This is a genomic window from Compostimonas suwonensis (assembly GCF_002797855.1).
GTDB classification, from domain to species: domain Bacteria; phylum Actinomycetota; class Actinomycetes; order Actinomycetales; family Microbacteriaceae; genus Compostimonas; species Compostimonas suwonensis.
Window position 1 is genome coordinate 296,245 of sequence record NZ_PGFB01000003.1, and the last position, 20,424, is coordinate 316,668.

Here is a 20,424-nt window from a genome sequence, read left to right on the forward strand (position 1 = left end):
CGGGCCGCACCAGGAGAACAGCTGGCGCGAGATGGGGGAGAACGGGGGAGAACGGTGCGCGGGGCGAGACCGGACGCGGCTCTCGGGCGGGACGCTCGGAGCCCTAGGGCCGGAAGAACACCCCCGCCTCGAAGTCGGCCTGCGACTGGTCCTGCAGCTTGAAGTGCTGCTTCTTGCCGGTCGCCGTGTAGGGCAGCTCCTCGACGAAGGTGTACAGCCGCGGGCGCTTGTAGTCGGCGAGGGCGGTGCTGTCGCGGCAGTAGCGGTCGAGCTCTGTGGCTGCCGCCGCGGCATCCGCCAGCTCGCCGGCACGGCGCACGACGTAGGCGACGACGAGCTGGCCCCACTCCGCATCGGGCTTGCCGACGACGATCGAGTCCGCGACACCCGGATGCCCCGACAGCACCTCCTCGACCTGCACGGGATGCACGTTCTCACCGCCCGAGATCACCATGTCGTCTTTGCGCCCGATCACTGTGATGACCTCCTGGTCGTTCCAGGTCGCGAGGTCGCCGGCGAAGAACCAGCCGTCGCGGAACTTCTTGGCCTCCTCCTCGGGGTTGTGGCGGTAGGAGTATCCCGACTTCACCGAGCGCACGGCCACCTCGCCGATCTCGCTGCCGTCTTTCGCGACCTGGTCGCCCGGGTCGCCGAGGCCCGTGCCGCGCACGGCGACCACGACCACGTCGTCGTCGATGCAGGCGCGGCCGGCGGCCCCGGCGAAGGTCGTGAGCTCGTCACCGGGCAGGAAGGTGTTCCAGAAGGCCTCGGTCGTGCCGTAGCCGTTGGAGATGTTCGGGGTGAGCACCTTCTGATAGCGCAGGGCGGCCTGGCGTTCGAAGGGCGCGCCCATCGTCACGATGCCCGTGAGGGTGGCGAGGTCTCGCGGCTGGGACTCCTGTGCGTCGGCGAGGCGCTCGAGGTTCGTGGGGGCGCCGATCACGAAGGTGATGCCGTGCTCCTCGACGAGGTCGAGCACCCGCCCGGCGTCGAAGCGGGGCAGCGTGACGGCCTCGGCGCCCACGTAGAGCACCGTGTTGGGGCCCGCGCAGTAGGTGCCGCCGCGGTGGAACCAGGGCGACATGTTCATCGTGCGATCGGCCGAGGAGAGCGGCATGTGCATGATCACGTCGTGCGCCGTGAGCACCTCGTTGAGGCTCGTGAGCGGCACGGCCTTGGGGCGTCCGGTCGTGCCGGAGGTGTAGAGGCGCGTCGTCTCGTCCCACACGCTCGCGCCCTCGGGGGCGCGGAAGCTCGGCGCGTCGGCGTCCAGGAGATCGTCGAAACGCAGGGAGCCTTCGACGAGCTCCCCGTCGCTCTCGCCGACGGCGACGAGAACCGGCGGTCGGAACTCCGCGAGCTCGAGCGCGGTCGCGACGTTCGCCGCGTCGGCCGCCTCGTAGACGAAGACGGCGGGGCGCGAGTCGTCGAGGATGTAGGCGGTCTCGCCGGGTGCGAGCCGGAAGTTCATGGGCGAGCCGACGGCCCGCAGGCCCTGCGTCGCCACATAGAGGAAGGCGAACTCCGGCCGGTTCATGAGCTGGTAGCAGACGACGTCGCCAACACCCACCCCGTGCGCGGCGAGCCCGCCGACGAGCTGCCCGGCGACCGCGCCGAACTCGGCGTAGGTCCACGACCGGCCGGTGTCGGAGTCCGTGAGCGCCCGTTTGCCCGCGAAGCGGTGCGTGTTGCGCTCGACCCCGGCCGCATAGGTGAAGTGCTGCTCGAAGATGCTCTTCAGCAGGCTCGGGTCGTAGTCGCTGTTCGGGGCGGATGCGGGCGCAGGAGTGGTCGCGGTCGTGGGCGCCGTGCCGCGGGTGCCGTCGGACGTGGTTTCGATGGTTGCGTTGCTCATGGCGTGCCTTTCGAGCTCGGCTGGGGCGGGTGTCTTTACAGGCCTCGTCTCAGTTCTGATGGGGTGTCGGGGTTGGCGGGGTGTTGTCGGCGGGGTTCGCCGGGCCGGCGGGCAGGGCGGCGCCGGCGGGGTCGGATGCCGGTGCCGGCAGGTGATCCGCGGCGAACGGCGGTGCCACCACGGTCAGGCCGCCGTCGACGACGAGGGTCTGCCCGGTGATGTACGAGGCCGCGGGCGAGAGCAGGAAGCGGATCGCCTGGGCGACGTCGTCGGCGGTGCCGAGGCGGCGCGCGGGGATGCGTTCGACCATGGCGTCGAGGGGCGGCATCCGCTCTCTGCCGTAGAAGTAGTGCAGCGAGTCGGTGTCGATGAGGCCGCCGTTGACGGCGTTGACGGTTATGCCCCGCGGGCCGAACTCGGCGGCCATGTGGCGCACCCAGGCCTCGAGCGCGGCCTTGTCGGCGCCGAGAGCGCCGTAACCCGGGAAGGCGCGCAGGCTGCCGTAGCTCGTGACGGCGACGATCCGCCCGCCGGGCCCCATCTGCGCAGCGGCGGCCTGCGCGAGCAGCACGAAGGAGCGCACGTTGGTGGCCCAGGACCGGTCGAGGTGGGCGGCGCGCAGCTCGGAGACGGGCTTGAAGGCGCTCGCGGCGGCGCTCGCGACGAAGGCGTCGATGTGCGACTCCGCGAGCTCGTCGGCCGTGCGCCGCAGATCGTCGTCGGATTCCAGCTCGAGCCGCACGGCCCGCGCCGATCCGCCGCGTTCGACGATCCCGTCGACGACCGCGCGCGCCGCCTCGGCGTCACGGCGGTAGCTGAAGAGCACCTCGGCCCCGTCGGCGGCGAGCGTCTCGACGAGGCGCCGCCCGATTCCGCGTGAGCCACCGGTGACAAAGGCGCGGTACTGACCGGTCAACGCGGAAAACCTGCGATTCGTCTTCGACGGGAGTGGACTGTTTCGACATTCTACGCGCGGCATGCACGCGGGTGGCGACACGGGCTGCGAGGCGTGCCTTGCGTGCGCCGTGTGCGCCGCGTGCCCGGAGTGCTCTGCGTGCCCGGCGTGCTCTGCGTGCCTATGCTCGGATCATGATCGAGACGACGGATGCCGCGGAGCAGCTCTTCTCCTACGGAACCCTGCGCCAGCCGGAGGTGCAGCTCACGACCTTCGGCCGGCTGCTCGAGGGGCGGGAGGACTCGATCGTCGGCTATCGGCTCGACGTCGTGGCGATCACCGACCCGCACGTCGTGGCCACGAGCGGCAGTGACGCGCATCCGATCGCCCGCCCGAGCGACGATCCCGCCGACAGCGTCGCGGGAACCGTCTTCTCGATCACCCCGCAGGAGCTCGCCGCCGCCGACGAGTACGAGGTCGACGACTACGTGCGTGTCGCCGTGCCGCTCCTGTCGGGCGGAACGGCGTGGGTCTACGTGGAGGCCGGCGCTGTGGAGGCCGGTGCTGCGGAGAGCAGGGTCGCGGAGGCCTGAGTTCAGCAGGCCCGAGTACGCGTCAGCGCTCGAGCGGGCCGAGCAGCGCGTTCGCGACGGTGGAGTGGGCGGACTCGTCATCCGAGGGGTGGAAGAGCCCCGCGAGCACGTCGCGGTAGAGGCGGCCGAGCTCGTTGCCCGCGAAGTAGCTGCTTCCGCCCGAGGCCCGGATCGCCTTGTCGACGACGACGCGTGCGGTCTCGGTCGCGCGAACCTTGAGCCCCACGAGCTTCGGGAACCACTGCGCACCGTGGTCGACGAGGGCGTCGAGGTCGGCGGCGAGGGCGTCGATCTGGGGGTTCATGGCGTCCTGGGCGATCGCGGCATCCGCGAGACGCCAGCGGATGTCGGGATCCTGCGCGTAGCTCGCGCCACCGGCCTTCATCGAGGTGCGGCGGTGCGCGGCCTCAACGCCGAGCTCGAGGGCGCGGCGGCCGACGCCCGTGTAGACGGCGGCCAGCAGGATCTCGAAGTTGGCGAAGATCGCGAAGACGAGAGGATCGGGGTTGGGCCCGGGATCGAGCCGTCGGAAGACCGTGGACGCGGGCGCGACGGCACCGTCGAGCACCGTCGTCTGGCTCTGGCTCGCGCGCATGCCGAGGGTGTCCCAGTCGTCGGCGATCGTGTAGCCGGGCTCGTCGCGGGAGATGAAGCCGTAGACGATCTTGGGCGCGTCGGGCGAGCTCGTGTCGAGGCCCATCGTGCCGAGCCGCGTCCAGGCGGGGGAGAGTGAGGTGAAGATCTTCGTGCCGTGGAAGCCGTAGCCGCCGTCGCCGAGCGGCCGGGCCTCGGTGCGCGAGCCGAACAGCACGAGGTCGTTGCCGGGCTCGCTGATGCCGAAGGCGAAGAGGTCGCCCGCCGCCGCGTCGCGCAGCAGGAACTCGAGCGCGTCGTCGCCGCGGTCGCGCAGGGTCTTGGCGACGCCCGTCCAGACGAGGTGCATGTTGACCGCGAGGGCGGTGGCCGGGGCCGCCGCGGCGAGCCGCTGCTGCTCGCGGGCGAGCTGGCGGAAGGTGAGGCCCGCGCCGCCGAGCTCGGCGGGCACGAGGGCCGTGAGGTAACCGGCATCCTTCAGCTCGTCGAGGTCGTCGTCGAAGAAGCTGTTGTCGCGGTCGTGGCCGGCCGCCCGCTCGTGGATGCGGGAGAGGAGCTCCTCGCTCAGGAATCCATCATTCACGTCTGTCACCCGTCCTTCCCCTCTCAAACGTACTCACAACGACGGAGATATGCTCCGAAACCGTTCGTTGTGCGCCGAAACGGCCGTTATCGGTGGCTTTCTCCGTCGTTCTGGGTCGCGGGAGGAGCGGGGGATGCGGATGCCGGGGTCGGAGCAGGGGTTGCGGAGGCAGGGGCTGAGCCGGGAGCTGAGGTTGAGCTGGGAGCAGGGGGAGAAGCCGGGGTCGGAGCAGAGGCCGGCGGGGGCGCGATGATCGGGTCGACCGTGGGGATCGTCGGGCCCGGAGCTCCGGGCGAGGTCGGCGACGAGGCCGACGACGCGTCGGATGAGGCCGACGAGGCCGATGACGCGCCGGGCGGGGTCGGCGACGAGGCCGACGGGGCCGATGACGAGGCCGACGGGGCCGCCGGCGCGCCGGGCGGGGTCGGAGCGCCATGCGGGGTCGATGACGGGCCGTGCGGGCCGCCACGACCGCGGCGGCGCCCGGAACGCGCAACGAACACGATGACCACGACGACCAGGGCGACGATCGCGAGCAGCACGAGCCACGGCAGCAGCACGCCGAGAACGACGAGGAAGCCGGAGCCCGCGGCGAGCAGGCTGTTCCAGCCGGCGACGAGCCCGCTCCAGAAGTCGTCGGGGCCGCTCTCGGCGACGACGCCCTCGCTGAACAGCTCGACGTAGATCGTCGACATCGCCACCTGATCGGAGAGGTAGTCGCGCTGCGACTTCAGGCTGTCGAGCTCGCCCTGCCGCTCCGACAGCGCGCTCTCGAGCGAGATGAGGTCGCTCGTCGTCGTGGCCTGCGCGAGCAGGGCGAGCAAGCGGTCGACCGAGGTCTGCAGAGCCGCGATCCGTGCGTCGACGTCGGAGACCTGGGTCGTGACATCCGAGGCGTTGACGGTCAGGGAGTTGACCTCGCCGAGATCCTCGATGTCGGAGAGGGCGGCGTCGAGCTCGTCGGCGGGGATGCGCACCGTGAGCCGCGCGCTCGCGCGCTGGGACTCGGTCTCCGGTTGCTCGGAGCGCTCGTCGACGCGCCCGCCCGCCGACTCGACGATCGACACGACCCGGCTCGCGGCATCCACCGGGCCGTCGACCGTGAGCGAGAGGGTGCCGGTGCTGATGACCTGACGATCGGATGCCGCGGCCGCGGCATCCTCGGCGAGCCCCCTCTCGGGCGAGGAGCCCGCGCTGCCGTCGGCCGCGCCGCCGTCGGCGCCGGGGACGCCGCCCACGATGCCGCCCGGAAGGCCCGGGGCCGGGATCGGCTCGCTCAGCCCGGCGCCGTTGTCGGCCGGGGCGACGCTCGACGAACCGCCGGCGGTGCACGCCGACAGGAGCGAGACAGCGAGGATGACAGCGACACCGGTGCCCAGGAGACGTCTCATGGCTTCACTGTAGGGGCGGGGTCGGACACGGTGTCTGGACGGAGTCTGGGAGTCGGGTCACAATCCGGTCTCGCCCTCGCGCACAGGCGTAGCGTTGGGTGCCAGACGTACCCCGTACGGGTTACGCCTCACAACTCGCAAGGAGGAATCATGGGACTCGCAGACGATGCCAAAGACGCGCTCAACGCGACGGGCAAGAAGATCGGTGAGGTCGTCGATGACACCAAGGAGCGTGTGAGCGACAAGGTCGACGAGCTGAAAGCCGACGCCGAGGTCAAGCGGGCCGAAGGCGACGTGAAGCGTGCCGAGGCGGAGCGCGATGCCACCCAGGCCAAGAACGACTACAAAGAGAAGCTGCGCGACTGACGCAGCACCTGAACGGCGGCCTCCGACCGGCGCGTGAGCGCCCTGACGGATGCCGCATCGAGCGCCGTCCCGTTCCGCGGGGCGGGCAACGGGGCCGCGGCGATCGACGTCGTGCACGACACGCGTGCTCCCGGTCACTTCGGGTGTGATCGGCGAGCGCGGCTAAGGCATGTCGTGTGCGACGCGTCGGCCGCGGCATCCGTACGCTCTGCCGGGCTCCCGTATCCTGACATCATGCAGACGAGAATCTTGGGCAGGACGGGCCGTGAGGTCTCCGTCATCGGGCTGGGCACGTGGCAGTTGGGTGCAGACTGGGGCGAGGTGCTCGAAGAGGACGCGATCGCCGTGCTCGAGGCATCCGTCGACGCGGGCGTGACCTTCTTCGACACGGCCGACGTCTACGGCGACGGCCGCAGCGAGCAGCTGATCGGCCGCTTCCTGGCCGCGAACCCGCAGCTCGACATCACGGTCGCCACCAAGATGGGCCGCCGAGAGGCGCAGGACGCCGCGAACTTCACCCTCGCGAAGTTCCGCGAGTGGACCGACCGCTCCCGCCGCAACCTCGGCACCGACACCCTCGACCTCGTGCAGTTGCACTGCCCGCCGACATCCGTGCTCTCCACCGATGCCGTCTACGACGCCCTCGACACCCTCGTCGAGGAGGGCGCGATCGCGAACTACGGCGTGAGCGTCGAGACCGCAGACGAGGCCCTCGCGGCCATCGCCCGCCCGCACACCGCGACGGTGCAGATCATCCTCAACGCCTTCCGGCTCAAGCCGCTCGACGCCGTGCTGCCCGCCGCCCGCGCGGCCGGGGTGGGCATCATCGCCCGCGTGCCGCTCGCCTCGGGGCTGCTCACCGGCAAGTACACCCGCGAGACGACCTTCGCCGAGAACGACCACCGCAACTACAACCGCGACGGCAGCCACTTCGACGTGGGCGAGACCTTCTCGGGCGTCGACTACGAGGAGGGCCTCGCCGCTGCGGCCGAGTTCGCCGCGCTCGTTCCCGAGGGCGTCACGCCCGCGCAGGCGGCGCTCGCCTGGGTGGCCGGGCTCGACGGGGTGTCGAGTGTCATCCCCGGCGCACGGTCGGTCGAGCAGGCGCGGGGCAACGCGCACGCCGGCACCGGCATCCCGCTCGGCGACGGCTTCGACGCCGCCGTGCACGAGATCTACGACCGCCACTTCCGCGCCGCCATCCACGGTCGCTGGTAGCTCGTTCGCAGCCAGCGCAGCGAGTCGCGCCGAATCGTTCCATCCCCGCGGGTTGTGCGACGATTCGGCGCGACTCGCGTGGTGGCGTCTGCCCCAGCCCGCCTCAGTCGGCGTCGTCGGGGTCGCGGCCCGTGCGCTCGCCCGATTCGAGGGTCGCGATCGCGGCGAGGTCGTCGGCGTCGAGGCTGAAGTCGAAGACGTCGAGGTTCTCGACGATGCGCGAGGGCGTCATCGACTTGGGGATCACGACGTTGCCGAGCTCGATGTGCCAGCGGATGACGATCTGCGCCTCCGACTTGCCGTGCTTGGCGGCCAGCCCGGCGAGCAGCTCGTTGCCGAGCATCCGCCCGCGCGCGAGCGGCGACCACGCCTCGGTGAGGATGCCGTGCGCCGCGTCGAACTCGCGCACCGCCGTCTGCGGCAGCCACGGGTGCAGCTCCACCTGATTGAGTGCGGGCACGACATCCGTCTCGCCCATCAGCCGCTCGAGGTGGTGGATGTGGAAGTTGGAGACGCCGATCGAGCGTGCCCGGCCGTCGCTGCGCAGCCGTTCGAGGGCGCGGTAGGTCTCGACGTATCGATCCTGCCGGGGCGCCGGCCAGTGGATGAGGTAGAGGTCGACGTAGTCGAGCCCCAGCTTCCCGATGCTCTCGTCGAAGGCGCGCAGGGTCTCGTCGAAGCCGTGGCGGTCGTTCCAGACCTTGGTCGTCACGAAGACGTCGTCGCGGGCGACCTCGCTCTCGGCGAGCCCGCGCCCCACGCCGGCCTCGTTCTCGTAGAGGGCCGCGGTGTCGAGATGACGGTAGCCCGCGGTGAGCGCGGTGCGCACGACCTCGGCGGCTTCCGGCTCGGGCACCTTGTAGACGCCGAGCCCCAGCTGGGGGATGCCGCGGCCGTCGTTGAGGGTCAGTATGGGTGAGGGTGCGAGCGTCATTGCTTTATTATCGGGCTTGTCGTCGGTGGATCTCCGGCGAATCTCGGCGGGATCGGCGAATCTCGGTGGGTCGGTGCGTCGGTGGGTCGGTGGGTCGGTGGGTCGGTGGGTCGGCGGGATCGGCGGCGATCGGGGAACATTCCGGGTCGAGCCATGGTTCGATGACATGACAACACTTAACGCTGATCAACTATCACCACAGGAGAGTCATGCCCAAGCTCATGATCATCGTCGGAAGCGTTCGGCCGGGGCGCGTCGGCCTCCCCATCGCGGAGTGGGTGCGCCACGCGGCCGAGGAGACCGGCGACTTCGAGGTCGACTTCGCCGACCTGGCCGAGATCGCCCTGCCCTTTATGGACGAGCCCAACCACCCCCGTCTGCGTCAGTACACGAAGCCGCACACCATCGCCTGGAGCGAGAGGGTGGATGCCGCGGACGCGATCCTCCTCGTGACCCCCGAGTACAACCACTCCTACTCGCCCGCGCTCAAGAACGCCCTCGACTATCTCAACGCCGAGTGGTGGCGCAAGCCGGTCGGCTTCGTGAGCTATGGCGGGGTCTCGTCGGGCACGCGCGGCGTCGTGGCGCTGACGGTCGCGGTCGTGGGACTGGGGCTCGTCAAGACGGGCGCGAACGTCGAGATCTCGTTCCCCGGCGCCCAGATCGGCAACGGCGTCTTCACCCCCGACGAGAAGCAGCGCACGATCCTCGGCAACGAGCTGCGCGAGCTCGCCCAGCTCGCCGAGGTGCTCAAGCCGCTGCGGAGCTAGCGCGTGGCGGCTGGCGGCGACTGACGGTCGCGCATCGACTCGGAGAAACCCTCGACGGGGATGGCTCGGGCCTTCGTGCGCTCCCGCACCTCGCTGAAGGATCCGACAACGTGATCAATCGTATGCGCGGGCGCTGGTGAGACGAGGGGAGGCGCTCGAGCATCCGAACGGATAACGTCGGGTCATGAGAAGTTGTCACGCAGAGAAACTTAACGGCTACGAGGGGATGCCATGTCACCCCGGTGGCACCCGTGATTGATACCTTCAGCAACTCGGGATGGCCTCGGCTGCACGACGGCCAGAAGCGGGTGCTCTTCGAGATCCTCGTGCACGGCCCGCAGTCGCGGGTAGAGCTGGCATCGCGGTTGGGGCTCTCACGGACGAGCCTGACCCGTCTCGCGCGCGAGCTCGTCGAGGTGGGTTTCGTCGAGGAGGGCGAGATGCTGCCGAGCGCGGCTCGCGGGCGGCCCCGGGAGATGCTCAGACTGCGCCCCGGCTCGGCACATTTCGCCGGGATCAAGCTCACGGGCGACGCCCTCTACGCTGTCGCGACCGACCTCTCTGCGCAGGTCGTCGGCAAGCGCGAGTACGTGCTCGGTTCGCGTGAAGTGCCGGATGTCGTCGAGCTCATCGGTCGCGTGGTGAACGAGATGCTCGCGGACCTCGAGCTGCCGAGCGCCGTGGGCGTCTCCCTCGCCGGCGACGTGCGGCGCGTCGACGGGCACGAGTTCGTCGATCGCTCCGTCTTCCTGGGCTGGGACGACGTGCCGCTCGCCGAGCTCGTGGCGGCCGAGTGCGGGCTGCCCGGTTTCGTCAGCAACGACGTGCTCGGACTCACGGCGGCCCATCACTGGTTCGGCGCCGGCGTGGGGCTCGATTCGATGGCGCTCGTCGGTGTGGGGGCCGGCGTGCGCAGCGGCCTCGTCTCGGGTGGCAGGCTCGTGGTGGGCGCCCACGGAACACCGGGCAAGGTCGGGCATCCCCGGATGCGCGGCACCGGGGCATCCTGCTGGCGGGGTCATCGCGATTGCGTGTACAGCTTCGTGACGACTCCTGCGATCGAGGTGAACGCGGGCGTCGAGCCGGGCGACTATGCGACAGCGGTGCGCCGCGCTCAGCTCGGCGACCCGCGAGCGATGCAGGCCTTCGACGACGCGGCCTCGGCGCTCGGGATCGTCGTCTCGCAGGTCATCAACGTCTTCGACCCGCAGAAGGTCGTGATCACGGGGGAGGGCACGGCGATGCTCGACCTCGCTTACGCCCGGTTCGAGGAGGCCCTCGGCGACACCTGCGACAGGATGCCGGCGGAAGGTGTCATCGAACGTCAGCCGTTCGACTTCAGCCACTACGCCCGCGGCGCGGCGATCAACGCACTGCGGGGGCTCACCGGCGGACTCGCGGGATGACGCGCGGGTGCTGCCCGGATGACGCGCAGAGAGTCGACGTGCAGAGAGTCGACGTGAGGGGGTCGATGTGCCGGGGGACAGCGATTCAGTTGCACCTGTGATTTAGTTTTGCCAAGGGACTAATCTGTTCGCGGGTGGTTTGCCCACGAATCGAAGGAGATCCCGGATGCACCGACAGCGCACGGCCTGGCCGACGAACCGCCTGAGCTTCGGCGGAGACTACAACCCCGAGCAATGGACGGAGGAGGTCTGGCGCGAAGACATCCGTCTGATGACCGAGGCGAGGGTGAACCTCGTGACCGTGGGCGTCTTCTCCTGGGGAAGCCTTGAGCCCGAGCCCGGGGACTTCGACTTCGGCTGGCTGGATCGGGTGCTCGGCATGCTCGGCGAGGCCGGCATCGGTGTGGACTTGGCGACGCCCACCGCGTCTCCTCCCGTCTGGCTGCTGCGCGAGCATCCCGACATCCTGCCGGTGACACGCACGGGTGAGCGGCTCGCGCAGGGCGGGCGACTCGGCTGGTGCCCGAGCCACCCGGTCTGGCGTGCCGAGGCGCTGCGCATCACCCGGACGGTCGCAGAACGCTATCGGGACAACCCGGCGCTGCGTCTGTGGCACATCGGCAACGAGTTCGGCGGCGGCAACCGTCGGTGCTACTGCGATATATCGGCCGTTCAGTTCTCCCGCTGGCTCGAGGGCCGATATGGCAGCATCGACGAGCTCAACCGGCGCTGGGGAACGGCCTTCTGGGGCCATCGCTATCGCTCCTTCGGCGACGTGCTGCCCCCGCGGGACAGCGGCAATCCCGGCAACCCGAGCCTCGTCCTCGACTTCGACCGGTTCAGCTCGAACGCGCTCCTGGAGCACTTCCGGGCCGAGCGGGAGGTGCTGCACGACGTCGCCCCCGACATTCCCGCGACCACGAACTTCATGGTCGGTCGCGGTCCGCACGTCGTCGACTATGCGCGCTGGGCCCCCGAGATGGACCTTCTCGCGAACGACCACTATGTGATCGCGTCCGCACGCTCGCCCGAGCAGGACCTGGCCTATTCCGCCGACAGGATGCGAGGCTTCGATCCTCGACGGCCCTGGCTGCTCATGGAGCACTCGACGAGCGCGGTGAGCTGGCAGCCGCGCAATCTCGCCAAGCGGCCCGGTCAGATGCTGCGCAACAGCCTGTCGCACATCGCTCGAGGCTCGGACGGCGCGATGTTCTTCCAATGGCGGCAGTCGCTCTCCGGCGCCGAGCAGTTCCACTCGGCGATGGTGCCGCATGCGGGAACCGGCACTCGGGTCTGGCGAGAGGTGCTCGAGCTGGGGCGCGCCGTCGAGGCGATCGCCGAGGTGCAGGGCGCCCCGAGCGGTCCCGCGCGAGTGGCGCTCCTCGTCGACGACGAGGCCGGCTGGGCGTGGGAGGCTGGCCCCAAGCCCCACCAGGATCTCGTGCTCACGGAGATCGCGCAATCGTTTCATCGTGCCCTCTGGCGGCGTAACATCGCGGTCGACGTCGTGCCGGTGCGCGGCGCGGCCGACGGCGCGGTCCTCGACGGCTACGAACTCGTGCTCGTGCCCGGGCTCTTCCTCGTCTCGGATGAGACGGCGGCGCGGCTCGCGGCGTTCGCTGCGAGCGGCGGGCGGGTGGTCGTGAGCTTTCTGTCGGGGATCGTCGACGGCGACAACCGCGTGCGGCCGGGCGGCTATCCGGGGGCCTTCACCGAACTGCTGGGGGTGAGCGCGGAAGAGTTCGTCGTCATTCCCGACGACGAGAGCGTCGAACTCGACGGAGGATGGCGCGCTTCGACATGGAGTGAACGGCTGTGTCCGGGCGAGGCGCAGACCGTCGCGGCCTACCGGTCCGGTGACCTCGCGGGCCTCCCCGCCGTCACCCGCAATGCCGTGGGCGAGGGCGCGGCCTGGTACGTCTCGGCGTGGCTGGATGACCTCGCGCTGAGCCGGTTCCTGGCCGGGGTGACCGAGGAATGCGGCATCCTGCCGATCGGTGAGGTGCCCGAGGGAGTCGAACTCGTGCGACGCCGCACGGCGAGCGCCGACATCCTCTTCGTGCTCAATCACCGCGACGACGCTGTGCGGATCACGACGCGTGGGCGGGAGCTTCTTCGCGGCCTGGAGGTGGATGGGGTGCTCGAGGTCGGAGCGGGCGGGAGCGCGGTCGTTCGAGAACAACCATGACGTCGTCATTTTGTTTCAGAGGTTGACAAAAAGATTGGAGAGAGGGAAACTGGCACGCAGAAGCTCCCAGGGGGCTCCGAGAGTGCACCGATCACTGCAAGAACCACTCACGAACAAGGACGTTCACATGACAAAAAAGCTCACTAGATCCGTCGTCGGTCTCGGCGCGGTCGTCGCGCTCGTCGCCACGCTGGGCGCCTGCTCCTCGCCTGGCGGAGACGGCGGCGAGGGAGGCGTGACCGATCTCACCTTCACCTGGTGGGGGGATGCGAAGCGCGCCGACATCACCAACGAGGCGCTGGCCATATTCAACAAGGAGCACCCCGACATCAAGGTGACGGGAACCTTCTCCGACTGGAACAGCTACTGGCAGAAGCGCGCCACCGAGGCGGCCGGCGGCGGCCTCCCCGACGTGATCCAGATGGACCTGTCCTACATCCGAGAGTACGGGCAGCGCGGGGTGTTGCTCGACCTCTCGCCCTACCTCGACAAGGGCATCGACATGAGCGGGTTCAACCCGACGCTCCTGCCGAGCGGTCAGATCGGGGATGCGACCTACGGCGTCCCGACGAGCACGACCGATCCCGCGTTCTTCTACAACCCGGCGGTGCTCGAGGCGACGGGCGTCGAACTGCCCCAGGCCGACCAGTCCTGGGCCGACTTCAAGAAGTTCATCGAAGACGTCACCGCGGCGGGCGGCGGCAGCTACTACGGTGCCGACGACTACACCGGGAGCTTCAAGCTCTTCACGATGTACCTGCTCCAGAACGGCAAGAAGGCGTTCACCGACGACGGCGAGCTCGGCTTCACAAAAGACGACATGGCCGCATGGTGGCACTCGGTCGACGAGCTGCGTGCCGAGAAGGCCTTCTTCCCGCCCGAGCGCGCCACAGAGGTGCAGCCCAACTCGCCGTTCCAGTCCGGAGAGGTCGCAGCGGGCTTCGCCTGGAGCAACTTCCTCGCCTCCTACACCGAGTCGACGAAGCAGGAACAGCTCGATGTGCTGCCCATCCCCTTCGACGATCCCTCGGACTCGGGTATGTACACCAATGCGGCGATGCTCATGTCGGCCGCCAAGACGACCAAGCACCCCGAGGCCGTGGCGACCTTCATCGACTTCTGGGTCAACAGCCCCGAGGTGAGCAAGCTCTTCGGAACCACCCGAGGGATGCCGGCCACCGAGTCCGCAGCCGCCGGAACCGAGTTCAACGCCATCGACACGCAGGTGCAGCAGTACCAGGAGTCGATCGCCGATCTCATCACGCCGGCGGGCGCTCCGCCCGCGATCGGCTTCGGAAGCCTCGAGACCGAGTTCATCAACTTGAACTCGGCGATCAACTACGGCACGGTCTCCGTCGAAGACGCGGTCGACCAGTGGTTCGCGAAGGCCGGGGCCACCCAACAGTGATCGACGCTCCAGTCACCTCACGAGGAGCGCGGCGGTCGGAGTTCCGGCCGTCCGCCTCCCACGGGAGCGGTCGCGGGCGTGCTGCCCGTGCGGCGGAACGAGGACGCCGAGGCTCCTCGTTCCGCCGCACGGAGAATCGTGCCGGCTATCTGTTCCTTTCTCCTTGGCTGCTCGGCTTCTTCGGCTTGACCGCGGGGCCGATGCTGGTCTCGTTGTATCTCGCCTTTACCGACTACAACTTGTTCAACCCGCCGCAGTGGGTTGGTCTCGACAACTTCGTCGAGCTCTTCCACGACCCGCAGTATCTTCAGTCCGTCGGCGTGACCCTCACTTACGTGGTCATCGGCACCCCGCTCAAGCTCGCCTCGGCGCTCGGCGTCGCGATGCTGCTCAACCGCAGCAGCAGGGTGCAGGGCTTCTACCGCTCCGCCCTCTACGTTCCCTCGCTCCTGGGCGCGAGCGTCTCGATCGCGATCGTGTGGAAGGCCATGTTCTCCAACGGAGGCGTCGTCGATGAGATCCTGAGCGCCGTCGGCATCCATCTCGGAGGATGGGTCGGCAGCGTCACCCTCGCGATGCCCATGATGATCATCCTCGCCTGCTGGCAGTTCGGAGCGCCCATGGTCATATTCCTCGCCGGGCTCAAGCAGATCCCCGGTGAGCTGTACGAGGCCGCCTCCCTCGACGGCGCGGGGGCGTTCCGCAAGTTCATCGGCGTGACCCTGCCCATGCTCGGGCCCGTGCTGCTGTTCAACCTCATCCTCGACACCATCGGGAGCTTCCAGATCTTCGCGCCGGCGTACATCATCTCCGGGGGCCAGGGCGGACCGGCGGGAGCGACCATGTTCTACACGCTCTACCTCTACATCCAGGGCTTCACCGATTTCCGTATGGGCTACGCCTCTGCGATGGCGTGGCTGCTCGTTGTGGTGCTGGGGATCGTGACCTACCTCTTCTTCCGCTCCTCGAAGAGCTGGGCGAACTACACGGGGGGCGAGGAATGACCGCCGCCGCGACATCCGCCTCGTCTGCCGCGGACCGTGCCGCCCGCACACGCCGCCCCGGATCCGCCTACCGGCGCAAGGCGACCCTCTCCCGCGTGCTCTTCCACATCGGCATGATCGTGCTCGTGGTCGTTGTGCTCTACCCAGGGGTGTGGCTGCTCGGAGCCTCGATCAAGCCGTCGAACGACATCGTGGGCAACGTCAGCGTGCTCACGAGCGAACCGACGTTCGACAACTTCGTGACGGCGCTCTCGGGCATCGCGGGTATCCCCTCACTCGTGTTCTTCTGGAACTCGCTGGTGCTCGCGGTGGGGTCGGTGGTCGGCATCGTGCTCTCGTCGACCGTCACGGCCTACGCCTTCGCGCGCATCCGCTTCGCCGGGCGCGGGGTGTGGTTCAACCTCATGATCGGCACGCTCCTGCTGCCCTTTCAGGTGGTCATCATTCCGCAGTACATCCTGTTCCAGAAGATGGGGGTGATCGACACCTTCATCCCACTGCTGCTCGGGAAGTTCCTCGCCACCGAGGCGTTCTTCGTGTTCCTGCTCGTTCAGTTCATGCGCAACATCCCGCGTGAGCTCGACGAAGCCGCGAGGATCGACGGCGCAGGCCACTTCCGCACCTTCTGGAGCGTGATGCTGCCGCTCACCCGGCCGGCCATCGTCTCGGCGTCGATCTTCGCGTTCATCTGGAGCTGGAACGACTTCCTCGGCCCCCTTCTCTATCTGAGCTCGCCGAGCAACTACACGGTGTCGCTCGCCCTGCGCACATTCGTCGACCAGACCGCGTACTCCGACTTCGGAGCGATGATGGCCATGTCTGTGCTCGCTATCCTGCCCGTGCTGGTGTTCTTCACCGTCTTCCAGCGTTACATCGTTGAGGGCGTCGCCACCCAGGGGCTGAAGGGATGAGCGCCGTGAGCCGCCCGGAGCGGGCGAGGCGACGAGCGCGCGAGCGGAGGGATCGCGGCCGGGACCGTTTCGCGCTCTTCGCGGAGGCCGGGCTCAGCGGCATCCTCGTGCTCGTCGTCTCGCTCGGAGTCGTGACCGCCCTGCCTGCGGTCGTCGTCGCCGTCGCGCACCTCGACGCCGTCGCGCGAGGCCGTGGCACGGGATGGGTTCCGGCGCTCGCCGCCTTCCGCGAGGCCGTCCGCGCACTGTGGGGCATCGGCCTCGTGGGCGCCGGCATCATCGCCGTGTGCCTGCTCGAGGCCCGGATCGCCGTCGTGCTGTCCGTGCCCGGCAGCGGCATCGTCGTGCTCGGTTGCGTGGTCCTCGCTCTTGGAGTCACCGTGCTCGGGCTGCGCATCGCGGCCATCCGACGACCCGGCGAGCGCGGAGCCGCGATCGTGCGCCGGGCGCTGCGCCGTTCGCGTACGGATGCCTCGGGCACCGTGCTGCTCGCCTTCGCAGTGGTCTTCGGTGCCGTGCTCGTGTGGATGCTGCCGGCCATGGTGGTCCTCGTGCCCGCTGTGCTGCTCGTGGCCGCACTCGCCGTGCGCCTGCGTGCCGTGCGCACGGGCGGGGACGGCGGGCGGACCGACCGGGGACCGGCGATCTCCCGCGGATCAGCAACCACTCGCCGATCAGCAACCACTCGCCGATCAGCAACCACTCGCGGATCAGCAACCACTCAGAGGTCCGCGACGACTCGCGGATCAGCAACCACCCATCAAGGAGAGCCGTGACCGACGCAGAAACCACAACACTCGAGCACCGTACGCTCGGACGCACCGGGCTGGACGTGACCAGGCTCGGCTACGGCGCCATGGAGATCCGGGGGGCGCGCACGGGGCGGCGCGAGGTCTCCGAGCAGCAGGCGGAGACGATCCTCGAGGCCGTGCTCGCCCAGGGCATCAACTTCATCGACACTGCGGCGTGCTACGGCGACAGCGAGGCCCACATCGGGCGGGTGCTCGCCGATCGGCGCTCGGAGTTCGTGCTCGCGACCAAGGCCGGCTGCTGGGTCGTCGACGCGGGCGACCACGACGACACCCCGCACTCCTTCGAGCGCGAGCATCTGCTCGAGAACCTCGAGGAGAGCCTGCGACGTCTGCGCACAGACCACGTCGACATCCTGCAGCTGCACAATCCGACGGTCGCGGCGATCGAGGAGCACGGTGTGATGGAGACCGTGCGTGAGATCAAGGAGTCGGGCAAGGCGAGCTTCGTGGGCATCTCCTCGCGTCTCCCCGACCTCGCCGACTACGCGATGTGGGAGATCTTCGACATCATCCAGATCCCCTATTCGGCGCTCGACCGCAAGCACGAGCGGCTCATCGGCGTGGCGCACGACCGCGGCGCCGGCGTGATCGTGCGCCCCGAGGCGCAGCGCGGCTCCGCGGGCGAGGGCCTCGGCTCCGACGCACGCCTCGATGTCTGGAGCCGTGCCCGGCTCGACGAGCTGCTCGAGCCCGGGGAGAGCCGCGCGCGCTTCCTCACGCGCTTCGCGATCAGTCATCCCGGCCTGGACACCTACATCATGGGCACCCTGCAGCCCGCCCACCTCGCGGAGAACATCGCCGACGTGAACGCCGGAGCTCTCGCGGCCGACGTCTACGCCGAGGCGAAGCGACGACTCGACGAGGCGGGCAGCCGTGCCGAATAGAGCAGAGCCGCACACGCGCACGGACGAGCGCTACCACGAGAAAGGACGACACGCCATGGCGCGTGAGCAGTTGCCGCTGCAGAGCGGCTGGGAGGTCTGCCGGATGGCAACGGTCGTCGACCGCGCGGCGTTCGCGAGCGGGGCCGCGCTCCCGGATGACGCCGAGAGCTACCCCGCCCGCGTGCCCAACAGCGTGCACGAGGTGCTGCTGGAGGCCGGGCGCATCAGCGACCCGCACAACGGCGACAACGCGGAGCAGAGCGCGTGGGTCGGCGACGAGGACTGGGGCTTCCGGGTCTCCTTCGACACCCCCGAGCTCGATGGCCGTTCGCCCTGGCTCGTCTTCGAGGGCGTCGACACGGTGGCCGAGGGCTTCCTCAACGGGCGAGCCGTGCAGTCCTTCGACGACATGTTCCTCCGCTACGAGATCGAGGTCGGTGCGCTCCTCGCCCCGGTCGGCGAGCCCAACCTGCTCGCCCTCGAGGTGCGCTCACCGTCGGCGGCGATCGCCGAGATCGTGCCGCCCGAGGAGCACGGCGGCCGGGTCATCCCTCATCGCTATCTGCGCAAGGGCTCGGGTGATTTCACCTCCTACCTCGGAGTGCGCCCGGAGTCGCTCAAGGTGGGCATCCCCGGCGAGGTGCGGCTCGAGCTGCGCCCCTCGTCCTGGATCGACGACGTGCGCATCCTGAGCCGCATCGGCGACGAGGACGGCTCGGGAACGGGCGTGGATGTCGCGGTCGAGGTCTCCGGCGGTGCGGCAGGCGGCTGGCACCTCGAATGGGCGCTCACGGGGCCGGACGGCGCGCTGCTCGTCTCCGGCGACGAGGCTCGGGGCTCGAGCGCCTGGAACATTCCGATCGTCGACCCACAACTGTGGTGGCCGCGCACACACGGGTCGTCGCCGCTTTACGCCCTCGCCGTTCGCCTCGTCGTCGAGGGCGCCGTCGCCGACGAGTCCGAGCAGCGCTTCGGCCTGCGCACGATCAGCCTCGACACCGACGACGCCGCGACGGGCGAGGAGCGGTTCCGGTTCAGTGTGAACGGCACGCCGATCTACATGATGGGGGCGAACTGGATCCCCGTCGAGGGCATCACGAACGCCTGGCGCGGCGACCGCGCCCGGCGCCTGCTCGACCTCGCGGAAGAGGCCGGGATGAATCTGCTGAGGGTGTGGGGCGGAGGGCTCGTGCCCGACGATGAGTTCTACGAGGAGTGCGATCACCGCGGCATCCTCGTGTGGCAGGACTTTATGTTCGGCTACGGGGTCTACCCCGCTGACCAGCCCGCCTTCATCGCGCGTGTGAGCGAGGAGGCCCGGGCTCAGGTGCGACGCCTGCGCAACCACCCCTGCGTGCTCGTGTGGGTGGGCGGCAATGAGAATTTCTTCGCGTGGGATCTCGAGTTCGGCGAGCCCTCGTTCGGTCAACAGCTCTTCGCGGAGGTGCTGCCCGCGATCTGCGCCGAGCTCGACCCGAGTCGGCCGATGCACGTGAATTCCCCGTGGGGCGGTGGCCCCTACTCCAACTGGCCTCTTTCGGGCGATTGGCACGACGACAGCACTCTCAAGTACTCGTACAAATCGTCGGTGCCGACCTTCACGGCGGAACTCGGACGCGTGAGCACACCCTCTCTGCAGTCGATGCGGCGTTTTATGTCAGAGGACGAGCTGTGGCCGGCCGACTTCGACCCGGCGGTCTCGCGTCCGGGCCTCATCGCGTGGCCGGAGATGTGGAGCCACCGGGCACCGGGAGGTGCGTGGGAGCGGATCGGCCGCATCGAGGATTTCTGCGAGCCCGCGGGCCCGGGCGACCTCATCCGCAGCCTCGGCATCGCCCATGGCGAATACCTTCGTGCGAGCGTCGAGCGGCACCGTCGCGGGCGCCCGAACGGCGATCGCGGCGCGACACGGCGCTCGTGGGGCGACATCGTCTGGCGGCTCAACGACACCTGGCCGACCATCTACTGGAGTGTCATCGACTCCTACCTGCAGCCGAAGATCGCCTTCCACTATCTGCGTCGTGCCTTCGACCCGGTGCTCGTCTCCTTCGAGCAGACCCCTGACGATCTGGGCGTCTGGGTGACGAACGACTCGACGGACGCCGTCGACGGCGAACTCGCGCTCGAACGGCTCCGTTTCGACGGCACCGTGATCGGCCGTCTCGCGGTGCCCGTCTCGGTGGCGCCCGGTCAGTCACTCCGGGTGGCCGATGCTGCGCCGCTCGGTCCGGTCTTCGTGCGCGACGAGCTTCTGAGGGCGCGGTTCCGCGGGCGGGACGTCACCTGGATCTTCACAGGAGAGCGTTATCTGAACCTCCTGGACGCCGCGCTCGACGTCACGCTCGACGGCGACGAGCTCGTCGTGACGACTGATCGTTATGCGCGTCAGGTGGTGCTCGACTTCGACGAGAGCCTTCCGATCTCGGTGTCGGACAACTACTTCGACCTCGCCCCCGGTGGGCGGGCGGTCGTGGGTGTGAGCGGACGGGCCGATGGGGACAGGATCCGGGTGTCGGCGCTCAACGCGTCGGAGCGGGAGGTCGGTGCCCAGGAGTCCGGTGCGCCCGCGGCCGAAACCGTGCTCGAGACGACTGCGGGCGCGGCGTGACGGG

Annotated in this window: 17 protein-coding genes; 12 read left to right on the top strand and 5 right to left on the bottom strand. The window is 69.2% G+C overall.

The features are described 5' to 3' along the window. Positions 1-103 precede the first annotated feature (103 nt). Both CLV54_RS09195 and CLV54_RS09200 read right to left on the bottom strand, forming a co-directional pair. Positions 104-1,855 carry a class I adenylate-forming enzyme family protein gene (locus CLV54_RS09195; protein WP_100344672.1) on the bottom strand — a complete coding sequence of 584 codons (1,752 nt, stop codon included), beginning with the start codon at positions 1,853-1,855 and terminating at the stop codon, positions 104-106. A 49-nt stretch (positions 1,856-1,904) separates the two neighbouring features. Beyond that, positions 1,905-2,771, bottom strand: coding sequence for an SDR family oxidoreductase (locus CLV54_RS09200; RefSeq protein WP_245861547.1), 867 nt, complete (start codon positions 2,769-2,771; stop codon positions 1,905-1,907). Between the two features lie 173 nt (positions 2,772-2,944). On the opposite strand from CLV54_RS09200, the gene CLV54_RS09205 reads away from it, so the two are divergent. Then, positions 2,945-3,343, top strand: coding sequence for a gamma-glutamylcyclotransferase family protein (locus CLV54_RS09205; RefSeq protein WP_100344674.1), 399 nt, complete (start codon positions 2,945-2,947; stop codon positions 3,341-3,343). 22 nt (positions 3,344-3,365) lie between these two features. On the opposite strand, the gene CLV54_RS09210 is transcribed toward CLV54_RS09205, so the two are convergent. Further along, on the bottom strand, positions 3,366-4,529 hold the full coding sequence (locus tag CLV54_RS09210; protein ID WP_100344675.1) for an acyl-CoA dehydrogenase family protein: 1,164 nt from the start codon (positions 4,527-4,529) through the stop codon (positions 3,366-3,368). 77 nt (positions 4,530-4,606) lie between these two features. Then, complete coding sequence (locus tag CLV54_RS09215; protein ID WP_100344676.1) at positions 4,607-5,911, bottom strand: DUF4349 domain-containing protein; 1,305 nt, start codon at positions 5,909-5,911, stop codon at positions 4,607-4,609. 150 nt (positions 5,912-6,061) lie between these two features. Between CLV54_RS09215 and CLV54_RS09220 the strand changes: the two genes are divergently transcribed. Together CLV54_RS09220 and CLV54_RS09225 are read left to right on the top strand one after the other, a co-directional pair. Continuing rightward, a complete protein-coding gene (locus CLV54_RS09220; RefSeq protein ID WP_100344677.1) occupies positions 6,062-6,277 on the top strand; it encodes a hypothetical protein in 216 nt (71 codons plus the stop codon). Between the two features lie 234 nt (positions 6,278-6,511). Beyond that, a complete protein-coding gene (locus CLV54_RS09225) occupies positions 6,512-7,495 on the top strand; it encodes an aldo/keto reductase (protein ID WP_100344678.1) in 984 nt (327 codons plus the stop codon). A gap of 103 nt (positions 7,496-7,598) precedes the next feature. Here the strand turns inward: CLV54_RS09225 and CLV54_RS09230 are convergent, their stop codons facing one another. After that, positions 7,599-8,429, bottom strand: a complete 831-nt coding sequence (locus CLV54_RS09230) for an aldo/keto reductase (protein WP_100344679.1) — start codon at positions 8,427-8,429, stop codon at positions 7,599-7,601. 209 nt (positions 8,430-8,638) lie between these two features. On the opposite strand from CLV54_RS09230, the gene CLV54_RS09235 reads away from it, so the two are divergent. The 9 genes from CLV54_RS09235 (at position 8,639) to CLV54_RS09275 (ending at position 20,420) form a co-directional block, all read left to right on the top strand. Then, positions 8,639-9,199, top strand: coding sequence for an NADPH-dependent FMN reductase (locus CLV54_RS09235; protein WP_100344680.1), 561 nt, complete (start codon positions 8,639-8,641; stop codon positions 9,197-9,199). 251 nt (positions 9,200-9,450) lie between these two features. Further along, positions 9,451-10,605, top strand: coding sequence for an ROK family transcriptional regulator (locus CLV54_RS09240; RefSeq protein ID WP_170061973.1), 1,155 nt, complete (start codon positions 9,451-9,453; stop codon positions 10,603-10,605). A 166-nt stretch (positions 10,606-10,771) separates the two neighbouring features. Continuing rightward, the gene (locus CLV54_RS09245) at positions 10,772-12,793 is read left to right on the top strand and encodes a beta-galactosidase (RefSeq protein ID WP_100344682.1); all 2,022 of its coding nucleotides are present in this window, start codon (positions 10,772-10,774) and stop codon (positions 12,791-12,793) included. A gap of 127 nt (positions 12,794-12,920) precedes the next feature. Continuing rightward, complete coding sequence (locus CLV54_RS09250; RefSeq protein ID WP_157802890.1) at positions 12,921-14,201, top strand: ABC transporter substrate-binding protein; 1,281 nt, start codon at positions 12,921-12,923, stop codon at positions 14,199-14,201. 149 nt (positions 14,202-14,350) lie between these two features. Next, positions 14,351-15,205: a carbohydrate ABC transporter permease gene (locus CLV54_RS09255; RefSeq protein ID WP_245861609.1), complete on the top strand. Its 855-nt coding sequence runs from the start codon at positions 14,351-14,353 to the stop codon at positions 15,203-15,205. Further along, positions 15,202-16,116, top strand: coding sequence for a carbohydrate ABC transporter permease (locus CLV54_RS09260; protein WP_100344685.1), 915 nt, complete (start codon positions 15,202-15,204; stop codon positions 16,114-16,116). The genes CLV54_RS09255 and CLV54_RS09260 overlap by 4 nt, the downstream gene beginning before the upstream one ends. After that, positions 16,113-16,892 carry a hypothetical protein gene (locus CLV54_RS17680; RefSeq protein ID WP_100344686.1) on the top strand — a complete coding sequence of 260 codons (780 nt, stop codon included), beginning with the start codon at positions 16,113-16,115 and terminating at the stop codon, positions 16,890-16,892. Before CLV54_RS09260 ends, CLV54_RS17680 begins: the two co-directional genes overlap by 4 nt. Next, entirely contained in the window at positions 16,889-17,812 is a 924-nt protein-coding gene (locus tag CLV54_RS17685) for an aldo/keto reductase (RefSeq protein WP_211294503.1), read from the top strand. Before CLV54_RS17680 ends, CLV54_RS17685 begins: the two co-directional genes overlap by 4 nt. Beyond that, on the top strand, positions 17,802-20,420 hold the full coding sequence (locus CLV54_RS09275) for a glycoside hydrolase family 2 protein (RefSeq protein WP_157802892.1): 2,619 nt from the start codon (positions 17,802-17,804) through the stop codon (positions 20,418-20,420). The genes CLV54_RS17685 and CLV54_RS09275 overlap by 11 nt, the downstream gene beginning before the upstream one ends. The last annotated feature ends 4 nt before the right edge of the window (positions 20,421-20,424 follow it).